This window comes from Noviherbaspirillum autotrophicum, assembly GCF_000818395.1.
Lineage (GTDB): Bacteria > Pseudomonadota > Gammaproteobacteria > Burkholderiales > Burkholderiaceae_D > Noviherbaspirillum > Noviherbaspirillum autotrophicum.
This window is the reverse complement of record NZ_JWJG01000028.1, coordinates 925,411-951,975: the sequence shown is the minus strand read 5'-3', so window position 1 is coordinate 951,975 and position 26,565 is coordinate 925,411. Positions and strand designations below refer to the sequence as shown.

Sequence of the window (26,565 nt, the reverse complement as noted above, 5' to 3'; positions counted from 1 at the left end):
ATATGCGATGGAAAAACTCCCGATTGATGTCGACTACCTGAAGACGACCTTGCTTGAATTGCTCGCCATCCCCAGCCCCGCGGGGCTGACGGATGCAATCGTGCATTACACGGGGTGCCGTCTGGACAGGATGGGTATTCCCTATCAGCTGACGCGGCGCGGCACGATCCGGGCATTGCTGCCGCGCAGCTTGCCGGAACGGCGCCGGTACAGCCCGGCGCGCGCCATTGTCGCGCACCTGGACACGCTCGGCGCGATGGTCAGTCAGATCAAGCCGAATGGCCGCTTGACGTTGAGGCCGGTGGGCACCTGGTCGAGCCGATGGGCAGAAGGCGGACGCGTGACGGTGTTTACCGATCACGGGCGGCACCGCGGCTCGGTACTGCCGTTATTGGCATCGGGGCATGTCTATGGCGATGCGGTAGACACGCAGCCGGTGGCATGGGAACAGGTGGAAGTGCGCCTGGACGAACAGGTTTTCATGGCGGCTGATGCCGCTGCGCTGGGCATCCAGGTCGGCGACTTTGTCGCCTTCGACCCCAATCCCGAGTTGCTGGACAATGGCTTCATCGTGTCGCGCTACCTGGATAACAAGGCAGGCGTGGCTGCACTGCTGGCGGCACTGAAAGCCGTGACGGATGCGAAGGTGGCGATAGCGATGACTTGCCACCCCATCTTTACGCTCACCGAAGAAGTCGGCTCCGGCGCGCGCGCAGGCATCGACAAGGATGTCAGCGAAGTCATTGGCGTCGATATCGGGCCGACCGAGGCCGGCCAGGATACACAGCGCATGGGAGTGACGATTCCCCTGATGGACTCCGCCGGTCCGCATGATTACCATCTGACGCGGCGCTTGCTGTCCTTGTGCACCGAACACGGCATTCCCAGCCATCGCGATGTTTTCCGTTTCTACCACTCGGATGCCGGCTCGGCCGTCTCCGCCGGATATGATGTTCGCACGGCGCTGGCGTGCTTTGCCACGGATGCCTCGCACGGGTATGAGCGCACCCATGTTTCCACCCTGGCGCATCTGGCGCAATTGCTTAGCCTGTACATGCAGTCGCCCCCTGCGCTGCCTGAGGATCGCGAGCCCGTTCTCGATTCGGTCGATAGCTTTTCGCAACAACTCGACGCCGAACAGATGGCGCCGACCGACACGCCGCGCCCGGACCTGGGGAAATTATTGCGGCAATAAGCTTGAACCGCTCGCGTCATCACGTTGCGCGCCAGGCAGCAACTGCGCGCAAGACCACCAACCGCTGAACTGGAGAAGCACTATGTCAAACGTCGCTGTTTTGGGCTTGGGCGCCATGGGCAGCCGCATGGCCGCCAACCTGATCAAGGCCGGCCATCGGGTTTCGGTCTGGAACCGCACGATTGCGGCAGCCGAACCGCTGGTCCAGGCCGGCGCCAGCGCAGCCGCAAGCCCTCGCGAAGCCGCGACGCAAGCGGACTTCGTTATTGCCATGGTGCGTGATGACGACGCATCCCGCAGCGTCTGGTGCAGCCCCGAGACCGGCGCGCTGGCTGGCATGAAACCCGGCAGCGTGGCGATCGAAAGCTCAACGGTGTCGCGCGACTGGATTGGCGAGCTCGGCAAGGCAGCGCAGTCAGCCGGCGTTGCATTCCTTGAAGCGCCCGTGTCCGGCTCTCGACCGCAAGCCGAGGCGGGACAACTCATCTATTTCGTGGGCGGCGATGAGACGATCGCCAGGCGCGCGGAACCGCTGCTGGGAGCGATGGGAACCGCCATCCATTACGTTGGCCCCTTAGGAACAGGGGCGCTCACGAAACTTGCCACCAACGCTTTGCTCGGCATTCAAGTCACCGCCATGGCCGAGCTGATTGGAATCCTGAAACGCTCGGGGGCCGATGCTGGCCGCGTGCTTCAGGCAATGGGCGGGACGGTCGTGTGCAGTCCCTTTGCCAAGCGTGCCGCCGAGGGGATGTTGGCTAAAGAGTTCGCACCACAGTTTCCTGTCGAGCTAGTGGCCAAGGACTTTGGCTATGTGCTGGCCGCGGCGGGAAATCCAGAATCGACACCGACCATCGCAGCGGCTTATGGAGTCTTCCGTCAAGCGCAGGAGAGTGGGCTAGGCAGCGAGCATCTGACCAGCGTGGTCAAGCTGTTTGGCCAATGAATGAGGCCGTGTTCTCCCGACGGTGGCAGGCCTTCACGCTCCGGCATGGAGCCTGCCATATTTGAATCAAGAGCAATATGTCAGGATTGAACTTACCGGCTTGAAGCAATGTCAATTACATACATAGCCATGATGCGCAAACTATGCATCGCGTCCGCATCGCTTTCTTTTCAGCCATGCCTATGGACAACACACTCCATCGGCCTTCCTCTAAAGACCTCCCCTTCAGGTCGAAACCGTAGCTGATTGCGATCACAGTCACCTGTCCGTTTCCTCTGGCTTCGATAGCATCCTTAACAAAGGAAACGACATGTCTGTCACCCTTGCGCAGGCGCAGCAGTGCCAGAACCACTTGCTGTCCAGACTCCCGGATGATCAATACCAGCAGCTATTACCCTTATTCGAGCTGGTGCCGACCAAGGTGAAGGACGTCCTGTGCCAGCAAGGCCAGCCATTTGAATATGTCTACTTCCCCTGCGACTGCGCCCATTCCTGCACGTTGTGCATGGAAGACGGCACCATGGTTGAAGTCGGCACGATCGGCAACGAAAGCCATACCAACGTCGAAGTGCTGGTCGGTGCCACGCATGCCACGGAAACGATCATCTGCCAGATTGCGGGGCATAGCCTCCGTATGAAGGTCAGCGACTTCAGGGAAGCCATCAGCACCTTGTTGCCGTTACGCCATCTCGCCGAATGCTGCGCCCAGGGGTATCTGGCGCAGGTATTGCAGTCCGTCGCCTGCAACCGCCTGCATAGCGTCGAGATGCGGTTTGCCCGTTGGCTGCTGGTCACGCATGACAGGGTGCAGGGTAATGAATTCAACCTGACCCACGAGTTCCTGGCAGCCATGTTGGGCGTGCATCGGCCCAGCGTCAGCCTCGTGGCCGGAATGTTTCAGCACGCTGGCTTGATCAAATACAGCCGTGGCCACATGAGGATACTGAATCGGGAAAAGCTCGAAGAAACCGCGTGCGAATGTTATGCGACAGTGCGCGATCAGTACCAGCGCCTGCTCGGCATGCCGCGCGGCCAGGAAGAGTGAGCGCAAAGGCGTCAGGAGGTTTGTGTCGATATGAAAAACATGCATGAGGGAATCATTTGTCTGCTACGGGATTACAACAAGAAAGTTCATGTCATTTTTTGCTCAAATTGCGCGTCTATGTCAGCTACCGGACAGTACCCCGTAGCCCGGATGCGGGACAATTTCATCTGGCTTGATAGTTCGATCTTCCGTTGATGAACCTGAAATTATCGTACGAGGATAGTGCCCATCCATGCATACTCGGCGTCTATGCGGTGTATGCATAAAACCTCGATGTCGCTCACCGGGCCCATGAGAATATGCGCGCTCCAAGTCTTCTCCGCATTGTTCAGAGAACCCTGTCCGAGCGTTATTTTTGTGGTGATCCACCACCGTCGTTGACGGACCTTTTTATCCTAATACCATGCAAAAAACATTCTCTTATAAACACTACGATCCGAATCGATTACTCGATACCTTGCAGCAGCGCCTCGGGGTAAGCAACGACCAGGCGCTGGCTCAGCGCCTGTGTATTTCGTCAAAGACGCTCGACAAAATCCGTAACGGAGATTTGCAATTGAGCGCCACCCTCCTTCTGTGCATGGCCGAATGCGCGGCAACCAGCATGGACGAATTGCGGTCGATCGTCGGAGATCGTCGCAGGAAGTTACGCTTGCCTTACAGAATTGCGGCCTGATATGGCGGTCATCGGGATTTCCGAGGCGGCGTTGGATGCCGCCATTCAAAAAGCGGTGGAAGCGGGGGTATTCCGGCGCCACGGCACCGCATATGATGCGGCGACGGACAGAGAAGTCATGCGCGCGATTTTACAGGCTGCCTTTACTGCTTCGGCACGGGAGGAAGGGCCGAATAGCAATACCGTGTCATCGCGCACTGCGCCGCCGACTGACAATTGTGAAATAAGCGGCTTTTATTGAACGCGCAGTATGGCTTTTTACTGCACCAGATAACCAAGATCGGAATTGCCGATGATGGCATCCGAAAGCGGGCGTTGGAGAAATAGAACTGCGCTTGATTCGCTGCCAGATGTTCGAAGTATTTAGCCGTACATCGTCAACGCTCTTTCCCGGTACCAGCTGGCGAAGTCTGTCGCCGACAGCGGGCGGCTGATGAAATACCCTTGCGCCTGGTTACAACCTTGCTCTTCCAGATAGGCCAGAGCCTCTTCCGACTCAATGCCTTCCCCGACGATTTCCAGGTTCAGCGTTCGTCCTAAGGCAATAATGGCCATTGTAATGGCCTTGCTTGAATTGTCGTGTTCCAGGCGGCGCACAAAGGACTGGTCTACCTTCAGCTTGTCGAGCGGAAGACTGCTCAGATGGCTGAGGCTGGAATAGCCGGTGCCGAAATCGTCCAATGCGATTTTGATTCCGCTCGATCGGATGCCTTTTAGCGTGTTGACGGCATCGTCGACATTCCCCATCACCGTGCTTTCAGTGACTTCGATCTGGATAAAGGAGGGGTCCATGCCGGCGTTGCGCAGAATCGCCTCTAGTTGTTGCGCGAATCCACGTTGCCTGAACTGTAGCGGGGAGACGTTCAGCGCCATGCTGACCGGGGGCAGTCCTTCCTTTTGCCACGCGTTATGCTGGCGGCACGCTTCGACGGCGACCCATTCGCCGAGCTGGCCGATCAGCCCCGCCGCTTCGGCAATCGGAATGAACTGATCGGGACCGATCAATCGGCCATCGTCGCCTCTCAGCCGAAGCAAGGCTTCGACGCTGGCCACGTGCCCGCGTCTCATGTCAATGACTGGCTGATAGTGCAGCACAAGGCCGTCGCGTTGCAGGGCACGTTTCAAGCGCGCTTCAATTGCCGAGGTTGCGTCAGCCCGATTATCCAGTTCGGTGGTGTAGGTGAAATAACTCCCGCGATTGTCGTATTTGACCTGGTACATGGCCAGATCGGCGGCATGGATGAGCGCATCCACGTCGGTGCCATGCTGCGGAAACTCGCTGATTCCGATGCAAGCCGATATGGCAAGATCCAGGGTGTCAATTTCAAACGGATACGAAAGTGCGTCGAGTATATGCTGCGCCACGGTGGCAGCCGAATGCACGTGGCCTACCTGATGCAGCACGACGATGAACTCGTCGCCGCCCAAGCGGCCGACAAGATCTTCCTGTCGCACGCATTTCAAGAGGCGCTTGGCGACTTCCTGCAGCAGCCGGTCGCCGATTTCATGTCCGTAGAGATCGTTGATGGGTTTGAACCGGTCGAGATCGATGAACAGGAAGGCTCCGTGTGCATGACTGCGCTGAGCTGCGGCAAGCAAGTGGCTGGCATACTCGAACACTAGGGCCCGATTCGGCAGCCCGGTTAGCGGATCGTGCTGTGCCGCCGCGAGTACCCGCTGCTCGGCAAGCTTGGTCTCGGTCACATCCCGATAAAAGACCGCCATTCCATCGCCATAAGGATAGGCGTGCATGTCGAGCCAGAGCGCGTTTCCGTGTGCGAATGTGTAGTAATGTTCATGTCTCGCCGGGATGCGCTGCGCCATGGCTTGCTTGTAAAGCTGCCCTAACTCTGCGGATTCGAGACCGGGCCAAACTTCCCAAACAGTGTGCCCGATCATTTCAGATGCCGATCGTTGTTCGAGGCGTAGCGCGCCGGTATTGATCTGCAGGATCCGGAAGTCGCGGTCCAGCAGCACAAAGGCTTCATCCATATTTTCCAGAATGTCCCGGCTGCGATCGCGCTCCAATGTCAGGGCCGCCTCTGCGCGTGCGCGCTCGACCGCCGCCCACGTTCGCTCGGCAACCTCTTGCGTCGCAACGATGTCTTCCTTCGTCCAGTGGTAAGGATCGAGGCGGGAAACATTGAGGGCGGCAATAAGGCGTCCCGACTTCACCAGCGGAACGACCAGCAGCGAGCGGATATTCAGGCCAGCGTATGCCTCCGCAGAGGTTAGGGTCCGGTCGTCACGATCAATATCATCAACAACGAATGCCTCGCCGGAACGCAAAATGGCACTAATTTCCGCACCATAGTCACTGATTCGTCCGCCCGGCGGCAGCGCGGGCAACGGGACAGCTGACCATGCCGCCCTGGTGAAGAAATTTTCCGCAAGATCGTCAGCTTCTGAATAGAAAACGCGTGTTGCTGCCAGATGTTCGCATAGCAGCTTTGTCGCTGCCGCAGTGATGTCGGTGGCATTGGTCAATCCACGCAGCTCGTCAATGAAGGCAAGCTGAAACCGCTGACGTCTTTCTGCCACGACCTGCGCAGTCGTATCCATGCCAACTGATAGGGCACCGACGACGACACCGTCATCGAAGATCGGTGAAAGAGAAAACGTGGTCCAGATTTGCTCCTTGTATCCGCGACGTTGCACGATGAACGGTGTGTTTTCAACGTAGGTCGTCTGTCCCGCCCAGCTTCGCTCTACGATAGGGCCAAGTTGAGGCCGGATTTCCGGCCAAATATCCAGATAGGGCTGACAAAATGCTTCGGGATGTTTGTTGCCGAGAAATTGTTGCCGGTAGGCGTCGTTATAGATGGAGATAAAACGTGGTCCCCAACTAACGACCATCGGCACGCTGGTGGCGAGAATACTGTTGACCAAGACAATTAATGTTGGCGGCCACCCCTCCGGGGCGCCTAGCGGGCATCTCGTCCAGTCGAAGGAGCGCATCAACGAGGCGATTTCGCTGTCTTGAGCGAGAAAGATCAGACTGTCGGGAGCGTTTTTCTTCATGAAAGGAATTGCACCGAGCGAACGGGATGATATGTCTCATCTTTGATTGCATATATCGTTATCCGTTCATGCCACTGTGAAATTGAGCGCTCGATCGTTGAGGCATGCATGCGCAGTCTTGCAACCGCACTGAAGTGCCGTTGCCCGCTGCTGCAATCAGCACGCCATGATGAATACAGCGGGAAGGTTCAACAGAGCCCGTCAAAGACAACCACATCCACCAGATCTCCGGCCTTGACGGAGCCCTGGCGATCGCCAAGCACCACCATGCAATTCGCCTCCACCATCGAACGCAGAATACCGGAGCCTTGCGAACCGGTGATGCACACCCGCTGAACACCGTCGTCGCCGAGCGTCAGGATGCCGCGCTGATACTCGGTGCGCCCCGGCTTCTTGCGAATGTCTCCTTGCGATTGCGCGCGCAACATCGGCAACGGTGTGTCGTCTGCGCCCATCATCCGCAGCAACGCGGGCCGCGCGAAAAAGTAAAACGTCACCATGACCGCTACCGGATTGCCGGGCAGTCCGAACAGGTAGGCGCTCTTGCCGCCCGACGACATGCGTCCGAAGGCCATGGGGCGTTCCTATCTTCCAAAAGGCGACGTCGCCCACGGTCTGCATGATCTGCTTCGTATAATCCGCTTCTCCCACCGACACGCCGCCGGTCGTGATCACGGCGTCCGCGTTCTCGCATGCCGTCCGGAAGGCCGCTTCGAGTGATGCCGGATCATCCTTTACCCCCCCCATGTCCATGAGTTCGCACCCGAGGCGCTGCAGCATCCCGTGCAAGGTGTACCGGTTGCTGTCGTAGACGCAGCCGGAGTCGAGTGGTTCGCCGACCGAGCGCAGCTCGTCGCCGGTGGAAAAGAATGCGACCCGCAGACGCCGCTGCACTTGCACTTCCGCTATGCCAAGCGACGCCAGCAGGCCCAGATCGGCTGGATGCAGCATCCGGCCCTGCGCAAGAGCCGCCTTTCCCGCCTTCAAGTCTTCTCCCTGCAGTCGCCGGTTGTCGCCCGCCTTGACCACTCCTGAGGCGAACGTCACCTTCCCGGACGCTGCCGCGCGGGTCAACTCTTGCGGAACAACCGTGTCGCAACCGGGCGGCATCGGCGCTCCCGTCATGATCCGTACGCATTGGTCGCCGCGCACTGTCCTATCGAAGCTTGCGCCGGCGAGGACGGTCGCGACGACTTCCAGCGTCACAGGCTGCGAGCCGCCGAGGGCCGCGCTGGAAAACGCGTAGCCGTCCATTGCCGAATTATCGTGTTGCGGAACGTTAATCGGAGAAACGACGTCGCGCGCCAGTACCCGCCCCAGCGCGCTGCGCAGGGCGACCTTTTCGACGGCGTTGATGGGCGTAACGAACTCCCTGACGATTTGCTGCGCCTTCTCCACCGGCAAGGCGTCGGGATCGTAATCGGAAAAACAGCCGGTGACGTCGGAGAGCCGGGAATAAGACATGTCGGTCAAGAATCAGGATTCTTCGAAGCGGCGCAATTCTTCCAAGGTATTGATATTGCGAAAGGCGTCTGCGCCAGGAAACATCACTTCGACGAACCGCAGCGAGCGATACCACTTTTCGATTTTTCTCCCGCCCTCTTGCAGGAATGCTGTCAGGCTGGGCAGCACGCTCGCTTTCATGAGGGAAAAAACCGGATGCGTGCGCCGCTCCTCTTCCTGCGTGACGGCGACCGCAATATCGGCGTCGGCGGCAACGAGCGCGTCGGCAAGGGTCGCCACGAGATTTTCTGGAAGGAATGGCGAGTCGCACGGCACGGTCACGAGGTACTCCGTCTCGCAGCCCGCGAGGCCGGTTTGCACACCGGCTAGCGGCCCTTCGAACCCGGTCAGTTGATCCGGCCAGACCGGATAGCCGAAGCCTTCATAGGGGCCAATGTTTTGATTCGCGTTAATGACGAGGGGGCCGACTTGCGGCGCCAGGCGCAAGATTGCATGCAATACCATCGGCGCGCCGCGAAAGGGCTGCAATCCCTTGTCCACGCTGCCCATTCGGGAGCCGCGGCCGCCGGCAAGAACCAGGCCGGTAATGCGAGAAGGCGCAATTGACATCGTGCTGGGTCGTTCAACGATTGGGGGAGAAGTCTGAAAATTGTAGCCTCGTGCAGGCACTTTTCGATTGGCTCCTTGCAGTGCTAATGACGCAGGACAACCTTACATCGCATTCCACTCGGCATTGATCAAACGCGCATACAAAAAAGGCTGCGCCCGCCTGTTTTTTGGCGCAATATCGAAGACCTACATGTTCCCACACAGGACAAGCGCGGCGAGCGCTGGCGGAGCAAATGGAGACAGATTCCCTTACGGTTGCAGTAGTGATGCAGCGCGAACCTATTGCCAATCCGATTGCCAATCGATGGCAGCCTTTCCAGTGGAAGCCGATCGAAATCTCAGCAGACGATCTCCTGGCTGACGCCGGCTATCGCTGCCTGCGCCACGATGCGTCGGATATGCGCTGGCTGTTCGGCGGTTTTCCAATCAGCCTCTACCCTGATGAAGCCGAAGGCTACTTCCTGAACATTGCTTCGCCCACTCCCTGCTGGTTCATCATGTGGCGCCTGGAGACATGCGACGGTCAGGAGGTCGCCGTGCCGAAACAAGTCACGCTGTCCTACAACGAAGCTGCCCGCCTGATGGACGGCGGCGAGCAGGTGGACACCCTGCCGGCGTCCCCGGCGGTCATTGCGCACATGAAGGCTTTCGTGCAGGAACATTATCGTCCGGAACCGAAGAAGAAACGGCGCAAGCCTTCGTTCGAAGGTGGAGCGGCCGTGGAGGAAATGGCGCGCGCGGAGGGAAATTCCCATGGAAGCTGAAAGCTTCTTCGCCCGCTGGTCGAAGCGGAACGCGGAAGTGGCCGCGGAAAGACATGCCCGGGAAAAAACACCCGGCGCAGCGGATGTGCCGTCGCACGCTGCGACGCCCCCGCCACCTTCACTGGACGATGTCGCGCAGTTGACGAGTGAGTCGGACTTCACGCCATTCGTCGCGCGCGGCGTTGACGAACATATCCGCCGTTCGGCGATGAAAAAACTGTTCGCCGATCCGCGCTTCAATGTGATGGACGGGCTGGATGTCTATATCGAGGACTATCACACGTTCACGCCGATTCCCGCGGCAATGCTTGCAGCGCTCAACCATGCGCAATCGCTGCTGGACCCGCTGGCGCAACGTGACAACCCGTTGACGACGCCGCTGGACGCGCTTCCCCAGGTCGAGGCTTGCGCGCCCTCGCTTGCCGAGGATCGCGACAGCGCAGCGGCATGCGGCGCATCCCTAACAGGCAACGCATCACGCGGCGCCCCGCCGCCCCCAGAGGAACAGAACAGCCATGACGACCCGGTTCAAGGTATGTAATTGCAATCGCACGATGCCGCTCGATGCCTCGGCCGGCAGCGCCTTGGGTGCCGCGCTCGGCACGCAAGCGCTGCCCGTCGCGTCGCAGCTGTGCCGGCGCGAAGTGGGCGCCTATCTCGATACGCTGCAGGGCAGCGACCAGGTCGTGGTGGGCTGTACGCAGGAACGCGCCCTGTTTTCCGAGCTGGCCGAGCAACGGGAGACAACGGCGCCGATTCGCTTCGTGAACATCCGGGAAACGGCTGGATGGGGCGCGCAGGCGAAGCAGGCCTTGCCCAAGATAGCTGCCCTGCTTGCCGCTGCGGCCTTGCCCGATCCGGAGCCGGTGCCGTCGGTCGACTACGTCTCCAACGGCAGCGTCTTGCTGATCGGGCCGTCGTCGCGTGTCATGCCATGGGCAAAGCGGCTGTCCGCACAACTTGACGTCAGTGTCCTGTTGACCTCGGGCTTCGGCGGCGAGGCCATGCTGGAGCGGCGTTATCCGACCTTTTCGGGACAGCGCATACGGATCGCAGGATGGCTGGGCGCGTTCACGGTGCGCTGGCAGCAGTCCAATCCGATCGATCTCGAACTGTGCACGCGCTGCAACGCCTGCATCGCGGCCTGTCCTGAAAACGCGATCGACTTAAGCTACCAGATCGATCTAACCGCCTGCACGTCGCATCGTGACTGCGTAAAGGCGTGCAATGCGATCGGCGCGATCGACTTTGGCCGCGCCGCCTCTGAGCGCGAGAAAGCGTTCGACCTGATCTTCGATCTTTGCGACCAGCCGCTGATTACCCTCCACCAGCCGCCCCAGGGCTATTTCGCTCCCGGCGAGGATGTGGTCAGGCAGGCCGAATATGCCTTGCAACTGACGCAACTGGTCGGCGAATTCAGCAAGCCCAAATTCTTTACCTACAAGGAAAAGCTGTGTGCTCACAGTCGTAACAGGAAGACCGGATGCAACGCCTGCATCGACGTCTGCTCCACCGCCGCGATCAGCCATGACGGCGACCACATCAAGGTCAATGCGCAGCTCTGCGCCGGCTGCGGGGCATGCACGACGGTCTGCCCATCGGGTGCGCTGACTTATGCCTACCCCCGCGCATCCGACCTCGGCCAACGCTTGCGCACGCTGCTCGGCACTTATCGGAAAGCGGGAGGAAGGCAGCCTGCATTGTTGCTCCATAGTCAGGAACGCGGTGCGGAGCTGATCGTTGCGCTGGGGCGGCTCGCGGGAACGGGCGCAGCGCAGGGCATGCCCGCGCGCGTCATTCCCGTCGACTTGCACCATGTGGCGGCAGTTGGCATCGACGTCTGGCTCAGCGCCATCGCCTATGGCGCCTCCAACGTCCTTGTGCTGTTGACGGATGAGGAAGCGCCACAGTACATCGATGCCCTGGAACATCAGATCGGCATCGCGCAAACGATCCTTTCGGCGTTCGGCTATGAAGGGCGCCATATCGATCTGTTGCGCGCGGCAAGCGCGCTCGAACTGGACAGCGAATTGCAGCGGCCACGGCCCGCATCCGTTCCGGCCGAAGCGGCGGTCTACCACGTCACCGCGGACAAACGCGCCACCCTCGACTTCGCGTTCGGTCATTTGCTCGACCATGCCCCCGTCCGGGCCACCGACATCCCCTTGCCGGCCGGTGCGCCCTATGGTGCTGTCGCCGTTGACACCTCGGCCTGCACGCTATGCATGTCCTGCGTCGGCGCCTGTCCGGAATCGGCGCTGATCGATAACCCGAGCTTGCCTCAACTGCGATTTATCGAGAAGAACTGCGTGCAGTGCGGCCTGTGTGAAAAGACCTGCCCCGAAAGCGCGATTTCGCTGAGGCCGCGCCTGCTGCTCGATGAGCGCGCAACGCAGCGCGTCGTGTTGAATGAAGCGGAGCCTTTCCATTGCATACGCTGCGGCACGCCATTCGGCACGCTGCAGATGATGGACAACATGCTCGCCAAACTCGCTACCCATGGCGCCTTTGCCGGCAACCTCGACCGCATCAAGATGTGCGGCGACTGCCGCGTGGTGGACATGATGCAGAACAAGCAGGAAATGAGCATTCTCGAATTGAAACGGTGAATGAAGCGGTGATTGCTGGCAGTACCTTGCCGAAAAGGAAAGCGTCGATGACATCTGTCTCTACCCAGGCCCTCCGATTCGAAGCGCCCTACCAGGGCGAGGAAAGCGCGCGTGCCGACCTGTACGGCCTGCTGGCCACCCTGTTCTATGGGCCGCCGACGAAGGATTTGCTCGATGCGATCGCGCAGGCGCCTTCGTCCGGCGACGGCGTGCTGCAACAGGCATGGAACGACCTTGCTGCCACCTGCGAGGAAGCACAGGCACAGAAGGTCCGGGACGAGTACGAGTCGCTGTTCATCGGCGTCGGCAAGCCGGAGATCATGCTGTACGCCTCGTTCTATCTTTCCGGTTTCTTGATGGAGAAGCCGCTTGCCGCCCTGCGCAGCGATCTCGACGCGCTGCGCTTGCAGCGGAGCGACAGCATGCCGGAAAGCGAGGATCACATTGCCGCCATGTGCGAGGTCATGCGCTACCTGATCCTGTCCGAGGATGCCGAGCACAGCAGCCTCGATACGCAGAAGCGGTTTTTCAGCACGCATCTGCAGCAGTGGGCCGGCGCGATGTGCGACACGATCATGCATCATCCGCAGGCCGTTTTTTATTCTGAAGTTGCACAGCTCGCAAAACATTTTTTTGATGTCGAAACGCAGGCATTCGATATGGCATGAGCGCTTGCGACCGATCAATCTTGTGCACCATGACTGTGCTAATTTGATTAGATGCAAAGGCAACGCAGATGCCTCGCGGACGTTCCACAAAGGAGACAAGCATGTCCCAGCAGTCCAAGATCGCGCGGAGAACCTTCTTCGCCGTACTGGGCGGAGCCGCGGCAGCCGGAGTAGCCGCCAAGCTCTCCTCCAGCCCCCCCATCCCCCGCGACACAGCAGCCGCGAAGGAACCGCAAGGTGACAGCTACCGCTTGACCGACCACATCAAGAAGTACTACCGCACCACGACCATCTAATTGATTGCGGAGATGACCATGTTGTTGACTCGCAAAGGGCAGTCAGGGCAACGCTCGCCCGATCGCTTCAGCTCCAGCCTCACCGACAGCCTCTCGCGGGCGCTGCCCACCATGGACCGGCGGACCTTCCTGAAACGCTCGGGCATCGGTATCGGTGCCGGCATTGCTGTATCGCAGCTCAATCTCATTCAGGAGGCCGGCGCAGCCGACGACAAGCCGGCAGGCAAGGCCAAGGTCGAGGTCCGGCGCACCGTATGCACGCATTGCTCGGTTGGCTGCGCGGTGGACGCCGTGGTCGAAAACGGCGTGTGGACCAGGCAGGAGCCGGTTTTCGACTCCCCGATCAATCTCGGTGCGCACTGCGCCAAGGGCGCCGCCCTGCGCGAGCACGGGCACGGCGAGTACCGGCTCAAGTACCCGATGAAGCTGGTCAATGGGAAATACCAGCGCATCAGCTGGGATCAGGCGCTCAACGAAATTTCCGCCCGGATGCTCGACATCCGGAAGACGAGCGGCCCGGACGCTATGTTCTTCGTCGGCTCTTCCAAGCACAGCAATGAACAGTCGGCGCTGTTGCGCAAGTTCGTTTCCTTCTTCGGGACCAACAATACCGACCACCAGGCGCGCATCTGCCATTCCACGACGGTCGCCGGCGTCGCGAATACCTGGGGCTATGGTGCGATGACGAACAGCTACAACGATATGCAGAACGCCAAGGCGATCATGTATATCGGCTCCAATGCCGCCGAAGCACATCCCGTTTCCATGCTCCACATGCTGCATGCCAAGGAAAACGGCACCAAGATCATCGTCGTCGATCCCCGCTATACCCGCACCGCGGCCAAGTCCGACCAGTACATCCGGATCCGCTCCGGCTCGGATATTCCTTACCTGTACGGAATGCTGTACCACATCTTCCAGAACGGCTGGGAAGACAAGAAGTACATCAACGACCGCGTGTACGGCATGGACAAGGTGCGCGAAGAAGTCATGAAGTGGCCGCCGGACAAGGTCGAGGAAGCGTGCGGCGTGCCGGAAGCGGAAGTGAAGAAGGCAGCGGAAACGATGGCCATGAACCGTCCATCGTCGGTCGTCTGGTGCATGGGCCAGACGCAACACACCATCGGCAACGCGATGGTGCGCGCGTCCTGCATCCTGCAGCTGGCGCTCGGCAACGTCGGCATCTCCGGCGGCGGCACCAATATCTTCCGCGGGCACGACAACGTCCAGGGCGCGACCGACGTGGGACCGAACCCCGATTCCCTGCCGGGCTACTACGGCTTGTCCACCGGGGCGTGGAAACACTGGGCGGCAGTCTGGGGCGTGGACTATGAATGGATCAAGAAGCAATACCCATCACAGGCACTGATGGAAAAATCCGGCACGACTGTGTCGCGCTGGATCGATGCCGTGCTGGAAAAGAACGACTTGATCGACCAGGGCCCGAACGTCAGGGGACTGGTGTTCTGGGGCCATGCGCCCAACTCGCAGACGCGCGGGCTGGAGATGAAGAAGGCGATGGACAAGCTCGATCTGCTCGTCGTCATCGACCCGTACCCGTCCGCGACAGCGGCCATGGCCGCGATGAAGGTGGATGGGCAGCAGCTCAATCCGAACCGCGCCGTCTATCTGTTGCCGGCGGCAACGCAGTTCGAGACCGCCGGATCGGTGACCGCGTCCAATCGCTCGCTGCAATGGCGCGAACGCGTGATCGAGCCGCTGTTCGAGTCGCGCACCGACCAGATGATCATGTACCAGCTGGCCGAGAAACTCGGCTTCGGCAAGGAGCTGGTGGCGAAGTTGAAACTGGTGCCCGGCAAGGGAGGCATGATGGAACCGGAGCCGGAGTCGATGCTGCGGGAAATCAACCGGGGCACCTGGTCCATCGGCTATACCGGCCAGTCGCCGGAGCGGCTGAAGGCGCACATGCGCAACATGCACCTGTTCGACGTGAAGACGCTCAAGTGCAAGGGCGGCAAGGACCCGCTCACAGGCTACGATCTGACCGGCGATTACTTCGGCCTGCCCTGGCCTTGCTATGGCACGCCGGAACTCAAGCACCCGGGCTCGTCCAACCTGTATGACACCACGAAGCATGTGATGGACGGCGGTGGCTGCTTCCGCGCGAACTTCGGCGTCGAGCGCGACGGCGTCAATCTCCTTGCGGAAGACGGGGTGTACTCGGTAGGGTCGGACATCACGACCGGTTACCCGGAGTTCGACCATGTGCTGCTGAAAAAGCTCGGCTGGTGGGACGACCTGACCGAAGAAGAGAAAAAGGCGGCAGAAGGCAAGAACTGGAAAACCGACCTATCCGGAGGGATCCAGCGTGTCTGCCTGAAGGTACACGGGGTGCACCCGTTCGGCAATGCGAAGGCGCGCGCGCTGGTCTGGAACTTCCCCGACCCGGTGCCGCTGCACCGCGAGCCGCTTTACAGTACCAGGCCGGACATGGTCGTCAAGTATCCGACGCACGACGACAAGATGTCGTTCTGGCGCCTGCCGACGCTGTACAAGTCGGTACAGCAAAAGAACCTGGAAGCCAAATTGCACGAGAAATTCCCGATCATCCTGACGTCGGGCCGGCTCGTCGAGTACGAAGGCGGCGGCGAGGAGACGCGTTCCAATCCCTGGCTGGCCGAATTGCAGCAGGACGCCTTCGTGGAAATCAATCCCAAGGCGGCAGCGGATCGCGGCATCCGTAACGGCGAGTACGTGGTGGTGGCCACGCCAACCGGCGCACGCCTGAAGGTCAAGGCGCTCGTCACGCCGCGCGTCGGGCCCGATACCGCGTTCATGCCGTTCCACTTTTCCGGATGGTGGCAGGGCAAGGATCTGCTTGCAGACTACCCTGAAGGCGCGGCGCCGATAGTACGCGGCGAGGCGGTCAATACCGCCACGACCTACGGCTATGACTCGGTGACCATGATGCAGGAAACCAAGACCACCATCTGCAATATCGAACGCTTCACCGCTTGACGCAGAGGACGACATGGCAAGGATGAAATTCATTTGCGACTCGGAGCGCTGCATTGAATGCAACAGCTGCGCGACCGCGTGCAAGAATGAGAACGAGGTTCCATGGGGCGTCAACCGCCGCCGCGTGGTCACGATTAATGACGGCGTCGTCGGGCAGGAAAAGACGATTTCGGTGGCTTGCATGCATTGCTCCGACGCGCCCTGCATGGCGGTCTGCCCAGTGGATTGCTTTTACCGGACTGACGAGGGTGTGGTCCTGCATAACAAGGATGCCTGCATCGGTTGCGGTTATTGTGCGTACGCCTGCCCCTTCGGCGCGCCCCAGTTTCCGTCCAAGGGTACCTTCGGCCTGCGCGGGAAGATGGATAAGTGCACGTTCTGCGCCGGCGGTCCGGAAGAAAACGGCTCGCAGGCAGAGTTTGAAAAGTATGGCCGCAACCGGCTGGCGGAAGGCAAGCTGCCGGCCTGTGCCGAGATGTGCTCGACCAAGGCGCTGCTCGGCGGCGATGGCGACGTGGTGGCGGAAATCTTTCGCACCCGTGTCATTCACCGCGGCAAGGGTAGCGAAGTGTGGGGATGGGGAACTGCCTATGGCAAGGCGCCCAACCAGGGTGCAGCACCAACCGGGAAAAAATCATGAAGCCGATCGTCCTGCTTCTCGCTGCTGCCGCCGTACTGCTTTCCGGCTGCAGCGAGCCCGACCAGAAAAAGACTTCCGACAACACCAACCGGCACGACGTCGCTCCCTGGCAAGGAGCAAAGGACCTGTATGTCGTGAACGGATGGACGCCCGGCAACCAGGGGAGCTGGGAAAACCAGATCCGGTCCCGGGGGCAGTTGCAGAACGAGTATGTGAAGACGAATTAAGGCGCACCACAGGCATGGATGCCGCACGAGAGGCATCTAAGCTCCAGGAGGCACGACATCATGATCAAATGGCTTTTCAGCCTTGCCTTATCCACGATGCTGGCCGTGGGCATGGCGTGGGCGCAGGATGTGAAAACGGCCACGCCCGCGCAGAGCCCCGCTCCGCAGGCACCGCCACCGGCCGCCGGGGTTCCCAATGTCGAATCCGTTGACATCCTTAAGCAAAACCAGGCGGAGCGGTCGCGCGACCAGCCCGGCAACAACGCGCCGGTGTGGCGGGAAGTGAAACAAGGCGAGCGCCACTATTCCAGTCTGCCCGGCCTGGAGTCGGGCGTGCTGATTCAGCCGAAAGCACGGTTCCTCGGGCAAGACAGGGCATTGACCGCAGGCGAGGCGTGGCGCCAGTACCGCAATGGGCCGCTGACCCTCTTCGGTGCCGGCGTCATCCTTGCGGCATTGTTGGCGGTGGCCATCCTGTACTTCGTCTTCGGCAAGATCCGCAACAAGGAGCCGCCGACCGGCAGATCGATCGAACGGTTTACCGTGGTGGAGCGCACCGTGCATTGGACGGTTGCCCTCAGCTTCGTGACCCTTGCCGTGTCCGGCCTGATCATGCTCTTCGGACGCTACCTGCTGCTGCCCCTGACCGGGCACATGCTGTTCGGCTGGCTGACCTACGCATTGAAGACCGTGCATAACTTCGTCGGCCCGGTATTTGCAGTATCGATCATTGTGTTCTTCGTCCTGTACGTGCGTGACAATTTTCCGGCGAGGGAAGATATGCGCTGGCTGCTGCGCTTCGGCGGCTTGTTCGGCGGCAGGGAGCCCAGCGCGGGGCGCTTCAATGCCGGCGAAAAAATCTGGTTCTGGGGTGGGCTGGTGCTGCTCGGGCTCATCATCAGCGTATCGGGCTTCGTGCTCGACATGCTGGTGCCCGGCATTGTCTACTCGCGCAGCAACATGCAGCTCGCCCACATTGTCCATCTGGTGGGAACTACGCTGATGGCTGCGGGAGCGATCGGCCACATCTATCTTGGCACGATCGGCATGGAAGGCGCTTACGACGCCATGCGCCACGGATACGTCGACGACACCTGGGCAAAGGAACACCATGACCTGTGGTACGAGCAGGTGCAAAGCGGCGAAATCCCGCGTGTGCGCACGCGGCCGCGTCCCGGCGATGCGCCTGCGCCGATCAATGCTTGAAGGAGGTCCTGATGCGCACCGCATTCGTATTGACGATCCTGGCGCTCGCCACGGCCAGCGCCCTGGCGAAGCTTCCCCCGCCGACGCCGGAAGCAGCCGCGGCGGCAGCGGCCGCCAAGGATAAGGCGGCATGGAGCGACAAGGTCGCCGCCTACAAGTTATGCCTGGCGCAGGATCGTGTTGCCAAGCAGTACCTGAAGAGCAAAGAAGGCGCAAGGAAGCCGACCATGGAGACGCCGGCCTGCACGGATCCCGGGCCGTATGTGCCAAGCGCTGCGGCTGCTGGCGCGCCCAATGCCGCCAACACCCCTGCTCCCCCCGCGGCATCAGGCGTTCCGGCTGCCGCGGCTGCCACCCCGCCCAAGCAATAAGATTGTTCCACCACCACGAAAGCCCGCCATGCCCCGCCGTCCGACCATGACCAACGCCAGCGCTCCCCTGACCCGCGAGGTGGAGGCGATGGATGAGCGAGGGCGGCTTTCCACGATCTCGATTCCCGCTGAGCGGGCGCTGACGGTGTACGTCGACAAGCGGGAGCTGGTCACGCTGATGACGCTGGGCAGCGCGCCGGAAGCGTTGACGCTCGGTTACCTGCGCAACCAGCGCCTGGTCAGGTCGCTGGACGAGATCGAATCGATTACGGTCGACTGGGACGTGGAAGCGGTTGCCGTAAAGACGACCGGCGGCATTGCCGACATCGAGGAAAGAACGTCGAAGAAAGTGGTGACCACCGGTTGCGGCCAGGGGTCGGTATTTGGCGGGCTGATGGATGACATCGACCGGACTACGCTTTCGCCGGACGCGCGCCTGCGGCAGTCGGTGCTGTACCGGATCGTCGACACTGTCCGCACAGTTCAGTCGATTTACAAGCAGGCCGGCTCGGTGCATGGTTGCGCCTTGTTCAGCGGCGAGGGTGAACTGCTGTATTTCATCGAAGATGTGGGGCGCCACAACGCCGTGGATTCGATTGCCGGCCGCATGTGGCTGGACGGACTGGCCGGTGACGACAAGGTCTTCTACACCACCGGCCGATTGACATCCGAGATGGTGATCAAGGGTGCGCAGATGGGCATTCCATTTTTGCTCTCGCGCTCGGGAACCACGCAGATGGGACACATGGTGGCCGACAGGCTGGGCATGGCCCTACTTGCGCGCTGTACCGGAAAGCACTTCCTTGCCTTGACCGGGAAGGATAGGCTCGTCATGGAGCCCCATCTGGCCGACGTCCTGCGCGTCGCGTAGTCGACAGTACATTCTGGAAAACTGATCTCCACGGTACTTGCCACGCTCACCAACGATGCCTTTTCTTGACGCCATCCAAGCCGCCTTTGCCCTCTTGTTATCGGGGAACGCCGAGCTCTGGCAGATCATCTGGGTATCGCTGAAAACCGCCGTGCTCGCCCTCGTCGTGGCGACGCCGCTCGCCATCGTCGCCGGCTATGCGATCGCGACCGGTTCCTTTCGCGGCCGCCGTGTCGCCATCTGGCTGGTGCAAGCCTCGCTGTCGCTGCCGACCGTGCTGATCGGCCTGCTGCTGTACCTGGTGCTGTCGCGCCAGGGTCCGCTGGGCGGCCTGCATTGGCTCTTTTCCCAGAGCGGCATCGTCGCCGGGCAGGTCTTGATCGCCTTGCCCGTGCTGGTCGCATTCTCGCTCGCCGCCATCCAGGCTGCCGACCCGCGCATCGCGGAAACCGCCGTGACGCTGGGCGCCTCGCGCTGGGGCACGATGCGTACCGTTCTCCATGAAGTTCGCTTCGGCGTGATGGCTGCCATTATCAGCGGGTTCGGCCGCGTCATTTCCGAAGTGGGATGCGCGATCATGATTGGCGGCAATATCGCAGGAGAGACGCGCACCATGACTACCGCCATTGCGCTGCAGACCAGCAAGGGTGAATTCGCACAAGGTATTGCATTGGGCGTCGTGCTGGTCACCCTGGCGCTGCTGATCAACGCAGGATTGGTGTTCGCGCAAGGCGATCCGCGGATGGCCAAGGGCGCATCATGACTGTGCTGCTTTCCATCGACGGGCTGAAAAAGGCGTTCGGCGAACGACAGTTGTTCGAGATCGACCGCCTGGAGCTGCGCGAGGGAGCCGCCTATGTGCTGACCGGATTGAACGGCACGGGAAAAAGCACCTTGCTGCGCATTCTCGCCGGCCTGGAAAGCGCCGAGGTCGACAATGTCAGCTTCTGCGGAGCCGCGACCTCTCTCTCCCCCTATCCCAGAATCCTGCGCGAAGCGGTCGTCTATGTGCACCAGCACCCGGTCATGTTTTCCACGTCGATTGCAGACAACATCGCTTACGGGTTGAACGCGCGCGGAGTCGCACGCGAAGAGGCTGTACGGCGCGTCGATGACGCGATGCAGTGGGCGGGCGTGGCACACCTGCGCAGGAGCAAGCCGGCCACGCTCTCGGGCGGCGAGAAACAGCGCGTTGCCCTGGCGCGGGCGAAAGTGCTCCATCCAAAACTCTTGCTGCTTGACGAGCCGACAGCCAACCTTGACGGCGCCGCGCGGGAGCAGGTGATCGCGCTGATCCCATCGCTGACCGCTACAGGAAGCACGGTCGTCATGGCATGTCACGACCGCGACCTGATTTCCTTGCCCAATGTGGAACGCTTGAAACTGCGCGACGGCCGCTTACAGGCAAGGCAGAATCGGCTCCGGAAGGTCGTCTGATGCATAGAAAGGAAGGTTCATGAAGAAACTGCTGCACGTACTATTGGCGGCGACCATGCTGTGGATTGCGCCGCATGGACTGGCACAGCAAGTCCTCAAGCTCTCGACGACGACCAGCACGGAAAATTCCGGGTTGCTGAACTACCTTCTGCCCGCATTCGAGGCGCAGTCGGGACTGAAGGTGCAGGTCATCTCGGTCGGGACCGGAAAGGCGCTGGAACTGGCGAAGAATGGCGACGTCGACGTGACACTCGTTCACGCCAGGCCGTCCGAAGACCAGTTCGTCGCGCAAGGATATGGCGTGGAACGGCGGGACGTGATGTACAACGACTTCATCGTTGTCGGCCCGGTTTCCGACCCGGCAGGAATCAGGGGCTTGAAGAACGTCCAGGCAGCATTCAGGAAAATCGTACAGGCGAAGGCGCGATTCATCTCGCGCGGCGATAACTCGGGCACCGACCAGATGGAACAGCGCTACTGGAAGGAAGCAGGCGTCAAACCGGAAGGCGCTGCCTATGTATCGGCCGGCCTGGGGATGGGCGAAGTGTTGTCGATGGCGGCCGAACTGCAAGCCTATACCCTCACCGACCGGGCGACCTACACGGCGTACATGGCGCGTACCGGGCTTGCGATTGCGGTTGAAGGCGACCCCAGAATGTTCAATCCCTATGGCATCATCGCCGTCAACCCGGACAGGCACAAGGACGTCAACTTCACCGGGGCAATGCAATTGATCCGGTGGATCACCTCCGACGCCGGACAGCAACGCATCGCCGCATACCGCGTCCAGGGACAGCAGCTCTTCTTCCCGACCGCCGCGCCGCGATGATGCGTCACTTGGTGGTGCCCACCGTTTCCGGTGTCGAATGATTGTTCACTTGGCCGGATTGCGGCATGGCCTTCTGCTCCTGCTGTTTTTGCAGCGCAGCTGGATTGGCCTGTGTCGGACTGTTCGCATTCCCGCTATTGCCCTTGCTTTCCGCTGTCGCTGGCAATGAGGCGTCCGACGGTGGCATCTTGTTAGACGGTAATGCTACGGATCCGCCGGGGGGCGCGGGCGAGGTTGCGGGGGATGCGCCGGAAGCCGGATCGGGCCCCGCAGTCTTCGGTTCCGGCGTTTTTTGGCAACCGGCGAGCAATGCAAATGCAAGTCCGGCCAGCAGCACGGGCGTGTTCACCTTCATGGAGATCTCCTCAAGAAAGAGCGGTCTCGTACCGGCGAAGCAATTTCGCGGGGCCGCAGCTTTATCTTTTGACCAACTTTAACGAGAGCAGTTCTTGGGAATGCCCACTCATGGCCGAACTGAGTTCCACTTTCAGCTCTGCGCATTGGCCGCTTCAGGCCAGTTCCCCTCCATGCAGAGTCTGGTCATGCATCCCCAAATAGGATGGATGCATATGCGGCTTTAAACATACATTTAATTTACATCTTTTATGGTAGAGTCTCAGTGAGCAGCTTTTGCAACCTCACGAACAGTCCTTTAGGAGAAAGCACATGAAACGTCTGGACGGAAAAACGGCAGTAGTAACAGGCGCAAGCAGTGGTATTGGGCGCGCGATTGTCGAACAATTTATTGCCGAAGGCGCAAAGGTTTTCGCTTTTGCCCGTAATGCCGAGGCGCTAAAAACGCTGGAAGTCGCACATCCCGGGCAAGTTATCGCCGTCAGCGGCGATGTCACGCGCCAGGAAGACTTGCAACAACTGGTGGCGACGGTGTTGAAGAACACCGATGCCATTGACATCCTCATCCCGAATGCGGGAATTGCGCGTGTCGTATCGTTTGAGGACAGCACTGCCGATGCATTCTCCGAACAGTTTTCGGTGAACTTGTTTGCTGCGGCCGAGACAGCGCGTCTGTTCGTACCGCATATCCGCAAGGGAGGCTCGATACAATTCATTACCACCTTCTTGACGCAGGTCGGCTTCCCGGGACTGGCCATTTACAGCGCCAGCAAAGCGGCGCTCAAGTCCCTTTCGCAAACACTGGCAGCTGAGTTGGCGCCAAAGGGTATCCGGGTGAATTCGATTGCGCCTGGCCCGATCGCCACGCCGTTGTGGGGCACTGTGGGCTTGCCAGCCGATACGCTTGGCGCTGTTGCGGAAAAAATCAATGCCCGACTAATGCAAGGGGCATTTGGGCAGCCGGAGGATATCGCTGAGACGTCCGTATTCCTGGCATCAGATGCAGCAAAGAACATCTACGGTCAAGAGATTGTGGTCGATGGCGGTTATACCATCGGATAAGAAAACGGCGTAGACGAAACGTGACTTGGCAGTTGCTCCTTCGCGGAGAGGGATTGCCAGGTCAATTTCAACTGTACGATCGCGTTATTCAGAATACCCCGAATTTTGCGCCATGCATGGCCGGTTCTCGCCGGCAGAGGTGGGATAGTACTTTTCACCGGCCATGGGATTTTTCACAGCGCCTGAAGGCACGGGGAGTGCAAAGGATGCCGGGAGGCGCCGGCTTTTGTCGGCAACTCCCCGGCACCATCCCCACGTGGTGCTTTATTTCACAACGGCGATCTGCGTGCGCTTGCCACCGTTGTAGGTGTACAGCGTCAGGGTGCCGTTCTTCATGTCGCCCTTGGCGTCGAACTCGATCATCCCGATCACACCCCGGTACTTGATCTTCGCCAGTTGCGGCAGGTACTTGGCCGGGTCGGCCGAGTTGGCCTTCTTCATGGCCTCGGCCAGAACCATCACCGCATCGTAGGTGTACGGCGAGTAGATCTGCACATCGGAGCCGAACTTCTTCTTGTACGCGGCGCGGAAATCGTCCATGCCCTTCTTCTGCGCTTCTTCCACGCCGCCGGCTTCGGCGCATACCACCTGGCCGTCGGCCATGGCATCACCCGCGAGTTGCGGCAGGCTGCCGGTGCAGATGCCGTCGCCGCCCATGAACTTGGCATTGATACCCAGCGCCTTCATCTGGCGCAGCATCGGGCCGGCCACGGCGTCCGTACCGCCGAAGAAGATGGTATCCGGTTTCTTCGCCTTGATGGCGGTCAGAATCGCGTTGAAGTCGGTCGCCTTGTCGGTCGTGTACTGCTGCGCCACCACTTGCACGCCCTTGGCCTTGGCGCCCTTGACGAATTCTTCGGCCACACCCTGACCGTAAGCGGTGCGGTCGTCGATCACGGCAACCTTCTTCGCCTTCATCTGGTCTGCCGCATAGCGACCCAGCGTGCCGCCCAGCTGGCTATCGTTGGCCACCACGCGGAACGCGGTGTTGAAGCCTTGCTGGGTGTACTTCGGATTGGTCGACGATGGCGAGATCTGCGGGATGCCGGCGTCGTGGTAAATCTTGGATGCCGGGATGGTGGTGCCGGAATTCAGGTGCCCGACCACGCCGTTGACCTTGGCGTCGACCAGCTTCTGAGCCGCGGCAGTGCCCTGCTTCGGGTCGCCGCCATCGTCTTCGGCCAGCAGTTCGAACTTGACCTTCTTGCCGCCGAGGGTCACGCCCTTGGCGTTCAATTCGTCGACGGCCATGCGCGCGCCGTTTTCATTATCCTTGCCCAGGTGGGCGATCGCGCCGGAGATCGGGCCGACATGGCCGATCTTGACCACTTGTTCCTGCGCTGATGCCGTGCCTGCGAATGCAAAGGCGATCGCGCCAGCCAACGGAATCATTTTTGTCTTGAACTGCATGTTTCACACTCCTACGGTTTAAACAAAATAAACTTACTGCAAATAGGCGGTTTTCCAGAGCCAAGCTTACGCACCCCGGAACTGCAACGCGGCAGGCACGCACAACAAGGACGTGCTGCATGGGGCCTGCAAGCCGGTCATGCCGATATGGACAAAGGATTGGATAGGTCGAGGCTCCAAACAGGTCATGGGAACAAGGTCCGTTACGCACCATGCGCAACGCACGCCCCCTCTGTTTGCTACCTGAGAGATTCGCGCTTTCTGTGGGAAAGACGCTTGCTCCTGCGGTGTGCCGGTTGACGAATTCCGGCAACTCTTCAGAGTTCATTGATCCGATCGGTCCTTTTGCCTGAGAGTTTCCGGGGCGGTTGCTCCTTCGGCGCCGCCGCGATGTCTCCGGCGTTCTCTCCCGATCGAAGTTCGGCAAAAGCCGAATTCATATTCTTATGTATAGCAACAAAGGCTAACATGACTTCCATCGTCTGCACAAGCAACCAGCGCCGGGCGCACCTGCACGATACAGGCGCGTGCTTGTCATGATCACGGGCCTGATTGAGCACGGCATTCGAAACAGCGAACTTCCCATATTGTGCCGCAGCAGGCCGGGACTGGCTGGTGGGTCGCCACCGCGCCGGCTTGGCGCTGCCCCTTGATGGGATACAATGACAAGCCTGCCGTCCACCTTCATCGGTCAATCAAACCGCACCATGTCTGCACGCCCGCCCGTTACCATCATGTCTGCAGCTTCGCGCGCCGGCCGACCGATGCCCGAAGCCCTGGTCTGAATTCATGCAACCTGCCCGCACCGACGATATCCCACCACATCCCCCGATAAGAATCGCCATCAACGGCTATGGCCGCATCGGCCGCTGCTTTCTGCGCGCGCTGCATGCATCGCCGCACCGCGCGCAGTTCCGGATCGTTGCGATCAACGAGCCGGCCGATCTCGCGACGATTGCCTACCTCACCCGCTTTGATTCCACCCACGGCGTTTTTCCCGGCAAGGTCGAGGCCGAAGGCGACTACCTGCACATCGACGGGAACCCGATCCATGTGACGCATGCGACGACGCCCGAGGGCGTGAACTGGAAAGAGCACGACATCGACCTGCTGGTCGAATGCTCGGGCCGCTATACCGGCCGCGACGAACTGACACGTTTTCTCGATGCGGGCTGCCGCCGCGTGCTGCTGTCGCATCCGGGGCAAAGCGCGCAGGACGTCGACCTGACGGTGGTCTACGGCATCAACCACCACGCCATCACCGGCGGCGAACGTATCGTCTCCAATGCATCGTGCACCACCAACGCCATCGTCCCGGTGCTCGACCTCCTGGATCGCGAGTTCGGCGTCGAGCATGCCCTCATGACCACCCTGCACTCGGTCATGAACGACCAGCCGCTGATCGACGGCTACCACCATGCCGACCTGCGCCTGACGCGCTCGGCCATGCAGTCGATGATTCCGGTGGCCACCGGCCTATCGAAGGGGGTCGAGCGCCTGCTGCCCCAGCTGAAGGGGCGGACGCAGGCCAAGTCGGTGCGCGTGCCGATCCTGAACGTGTCGGCCATCGATCTCGTCGTCAGCCTCAGGCGCGACGTTGCCGCCGAAGACATCAACCGGCTGTTCTCCTCTGCGGCGCGGCGCGCGCCGGCCGGACTGCTGGCCTATTCGAACGATCCTCATGCGTCGGTCGACTTCAACCACAATCCGCATTCGGCGACGATCGACGGCAGCCAGACGCGCACCATCGGCCCTCGCCTCGCGAACCTGTTTGTCTGGTTCGATAATGAATGGGGATATGCCAACCGCCTGCTGGACGTGGCGAGCTACTGGCGGGCTTGCTTTGCGAAAAATGGCCGGTGAATGCCGTCCCAACGTTCGCGCGC

At 60.5% G+C, this 26,565-nt stretch carries 25 protein-coding genes, 1 pseudogene and 1 riboswitch; of the genes and pseudogenes, 21 read left to right on the top strand and 5 right to left on the bottom strand.

The window, feature by feature from the left end:
• Positions 1 to 7: 7 nt before the first annotated feature.
• The 5 genes from TSA66_RS05695 to TSA66_RS05675 all read left to right on the top strand — a co-directional run bounded on the left by TSA66_RS05695 (position 8) and on the right by TSA66_RS05675 (position 4,103).
• A complete protein-coding gene (locus TSA66_RS05695; protein WP_040039336.1) occupies positions 8 to 1,195 on the top strand; it encodes an osmoprotectant NAGGN system M42 family peptidase in 1,188 nt (395 codons plus the stop codon).
• A complete protein-coding gene (locus TSA66_RS05690; RefSeq protein WP_332309957.1) occupies positions 1,077 to 2,141 on the top strand; it encodes an NAD(P)-dependent oxidoreductase in 1,065 nt (354 codons plus the stop codon). Before TSA66_RS05695 ends, TSA66_RS05690 begins: the two co-directional genes overlap by 119 nt.
• Before the next feature lie 310 nt (positions 2,142 to 2,451).
• Positions 2,452 to 3,186: a Crp/Fnr family transcriptional regulator gene (locus tag TSA66_RS05685; RefSeq protein ID WP_040039334.1), complete on the top strand. Its 735-nt coding sequence runs from the start codon at positions 2,452 to 2,454 to the stop codon at positions 3,184 to 3,186.
• Between the two features lie 403 nt (positions 3,187 to 3,589).
• On the top strand, positions 3,590 to 3,862 hold the full coding sequence (locus TSA66_RS05680) for a hypothetical protein (protein WP_040039333.1): 273 nt from the start codon (positions 3,590 to 3,592) through the stop codon (positions 3,860 to 3,862).
• 1 nt (position 3,863) lies between these two features.
• Entirely contained in the window at positions 3,864 to 4,103 is a 240-nt protein-coding gene (locus tag TSA66_RS05675; protein ID WP_040039332.1) for a hypothetical protein, read from the top strand.
• A gap of 122 nt (positions 4,104 to 4,225) precedes the next feature.
• Here TSA66_RS05675 and TSA66_RS25395 read toward each other — a convergent pair whose 3' ends face one another.
• The 3 genes and pseudogenes from TSA66_RS25395 to mobA form a co-directional block, all read right to left on the bottom strand.
• Entirely contained in the window at positions 4,226 to 6,883 is a 2,658-nt protein-coding gene (locus tag TSA66_RS25395; RefSeq protein WP_084199312.1) for a putative bifunctional diguanylate cyclase/phosphodiesterase, read from the bottom strand.
• Between the two features lie 188 nt (positions 6,884 to 7,071).
• Positions 7,072 to 8,347 (bottom strand): annotated as a pseudogene (gene moeA / locus TSA66_RS05665) (molybdopterin molybdotransferase MoeA).
• A 12-nt stretch (positions 8,348 to 8,359) separates the two neighbouring features.
• Positions 8,360 to 8,956 carry a molybdenum cofactor guanylyltransferase MobA gene (gene mobA, locus TSA66_RS05660; RefSeq protein WP_040039331.1) on the bottom strand — a complete coding sequence of 199 codons (597 nt, stop codon included), beginning with the start codon at positions 8,954 to 8,956 and terminating at the stop codon, positions 8,360 to 8,362.
• 233 nt (positions 8,957 to 9,189) lie between these two features.
• On the opposite strand from mobA, the gene TSA66_RS05655 reads away from it, so the two are divergent.
• The 14 genes from TSA66_RS05655 (at position 9,190) to TSA66_RS05590 (ending at position 21,853) form a co-directional block, all read left to right on the top strand.
• Positions 9,190 to 9,720, top strand: a complete 531-nt coding sequence (locus TSA66_RS05655; protein ID WP_040039330.1) for a DUF3305 domain-containing protein — start codon at positions 9,190 to 9,192, stop codon at positions 9,718 to 9,720.
• Positions 9,710 to 10,261, top strand: coding sequence for a DUF3306 domain-containing protein (locus TSA66_RS05650; RefSeq protein ID WP_052452125.1), 552 nt, complete (start codon positions 9,710 to 9,712; stop codon positions 10,259 to 10,261). The genes TSA66_RS05655 and TSA66_RS05650 overlap by 11 nt, the downstream gene beginning before the upstream one ends.
• Complete coding sequence (locus TSA66_RS05645; RefSeq protein ID WP_040039329.1) at positions 10,236 to 12,329, top strand: 4Fe-4S binding protein; 2,094 nt, start codon at positions 10,236 to 10,238, stop codon at positions 12,327 to 12,329. Before TSA66_RS05650 ends, TSA66_RS05645 begins: the two co-directional genes overlap by 26 nt.
• Before the next feature lie 47 nt (positions 12,330 to 12,376).
• On the top strand, positions 12,377 to 12,997 hold the full coding sequence (locus TSA66_RS05640) for a TorD/DmsD family molecular chaperone (protein ID WP_040042231.1): 621 nt from the start codon (positions 12,377 to 12,379) through the stop codon (positions 12,995 to 12,997).
• A gap of 101 nt (positions 12,998 to 13,098) precedes the next feature.
• Positions 13,099 to 13,293: a hypothetical protein gene (locus TSA66_RS05635; RefSeq protein WP_040039328.1), complete on the top strand. Its 195-nt coding sequence runs from the start codon at positions 13,099 to 13,101 to the stop codon at positions 13,291 to 13,293.
• Positions 13,294 to 13,311: 18 nt separating this feature from the next.
• Complete coding sequence (locus tag TSA66_RS05630) at positions 13,312 to 16,272, top strand: formate dehydrogenase subunit alpha (RefSeq protein WP_040039327.1); 2,961 nt, start codon at positions 13,312 to 13,314, stop codon at positions 16,270 to 16,272.
• Between the two features lie 13 nt (positions 16,273 to 16,285).
• Positions 16,286 to 16,912 (top strand): formate dehydrogenase FDH3 subunit beta, encoded by a 627-nt coding sequence (gene fdh3B / locus TSA66_RS05625; RefSeq protein ID WP_040039326.1) that lies wholly within the window; start codon positions 16,286 to 16,288, stop codon positions 16,910 to 16,912.
• A complete protein-coding gene (locus tag TSA66_RS05620; protein WP_040039325.1) occupies positions 16,909 to 17,139 on the top strand; it encodes a hypothetical protein in 231 nt (76 codons plus the stop codon). Before fdh3B ends, TSA66_RS05620 begins: the two co-directional genes overlap by 4 nt.
• A 60-nt stretch (positions 17,140 to 17,199) precedes the next feature.
• On the top strand, positions 17,200 to 18,345 hold the full coding sequence (locus TSA66_RS05615) for a formate dehydrogenase subunit gamma (RefSeq protein WP_040039324.1): 1,146 nt from the start codon (positions 17,200 to 17,202) through the stop codon (positions 18,343 to 18,345).
• An 11-nt stretch (positions 18,346 to 18,356) separates the two neighbouring features.
• Complete coding sequence (locus TSA66_RS05610) at positions 18,357 to 18,716, top strand: hypothetical protein (RefSeq protein ID WP_040042230.1); 360 nt, start codon at positions 18,357 to 18,359, stop codon at positions 18,714 to 18,716.
• Positions 18,717 to 18,744: 28 nt separating this feature from the next.
• Positions 18,745 to 19,587: a formate dehydrogenase accessory sulfurtransferase FdhD gene (locus TSA66_RS05605; RefSeq protein WP_040039323.1), complete on the top strand. Its 843-nt coding sequence runs from the start codon at positions 18,745 to 18,747 to the stop codon at positions 19,585 to 19,587.
• Positions 19,588 to 19,642: 55 nt separating this feature from the next.
• Positions 19,643 to 20,350 (top strand): ABC transporter permease, encoded by a 708-nt coding sequence (locus TSA66_RS05600; RefSeq protein ID WP_040039322.1) that lies wholly within the window; start codon positions 19,643 to 19,645, stop codon positions 20,348 to 20,350.
• Positions 20,347 to 21,024, top strand: a complete 678-nt coding sequence (locus tag TSA66_RS05595; RefSeq protein WP_040039321.1) for an energy-coupling factor ABC transporter ATP-binding protein — start codon at positions 20,347 to 20,349, stop codon at positions 21,022 to 21,024. The genes TSA66_RS05600 and TSA66_RS05595 overlap by 4 nt, the downstream gene beginning before the upstream one ends.
• Before the next feature lie 19 nt (positions 21,025 to 21,043).
• A complete protein-coding gene (locus tag TSA66_RS05590) occupies positions 21,044 to 21,853 on the top strand; it encodes a substrate-binding domain-containing protein (protein WP_040039320.1) in 810 nt (269 codons plus the stop codon).
• A 4-nt stretch (positions 21,854 to 21,857) separates the two neighbouring features.
• Here TSA66_RS05590 and TSA66_RS05585 read toward each other — a convergent pair whose 3' ends face one another.
• The gene (locus TSA66_RS05585) at positions 21,858 to 22,208 is read right to left on the bottom strand and encodes a hypothetical protein (protein WP_040039319.1); all 351 of its coding nucleotides are present in this window, start codon (positions 22,206 to 22,208) and stop codon (positions 21,858 to 21,860) included.
• Positions 22,209 to 22,519: 311 nt separating this feature from the next.
• On the opposite strand from TSA66_RS05585, the gene TSA66_RS05580 reads away from it, so the two are divergent.
• Complete coding sequence (locus TSA66_RS05580; RefSeq protein WP_040039318.1) at positions 22,520 to 23,269, top strand: SDR family NAD(P)-dependent oxidoreductase; 750 nt, start codon at positions 22,520 to 22,522, stop codon at positions 23,267 to 23,269.
• Positions 23,270 to 23,533: 264 nt separating this feature from the next.
• On the opposite strand, the gene TSA66_RS05575 is transcribed toward TSA66_RS05580, so the two are convergent.
• Positions 23,534 to 24,679 (bottom strand): branched-chain amino acid ABC transporter substrate-binding protein, encoded by a 1,146-nt coding sequence (locus TSA66_RS05575; protein ID WP_040039317.1) that lies wholly within the window; start codon positions 24,677 to 24,679, stop codon positions 23,534 to 23,536.
• A 327-nt stretch (positions 24,680 to 25,006) separates the two neighbouring features.
• A riboswitch (glycine riboswitch) is annotated at positions 25,007 to 25,101 on the bottom strand.
• 367 nt (positions 25,102 to 25,468) lie between these two features.
• Between TSA66_RS05575 and TSA66_RS05570 the strand changes: the two genes are divergently transcribed.
• Positions 25,469 to 26,542, top strand: coding sequence for a type I glyceraldehyde-3-phosphate dehydrogenase (locus TSA66_RS05570; protein WP_052452124.1), 1,074 nt, complete (start codon positions 25,469 to 25,471; stop codon positions 26,540 to 26,542).
• The last annotated feature ends 23 nt before the right edge of the window (positions 26,543 to 26,565 follow it).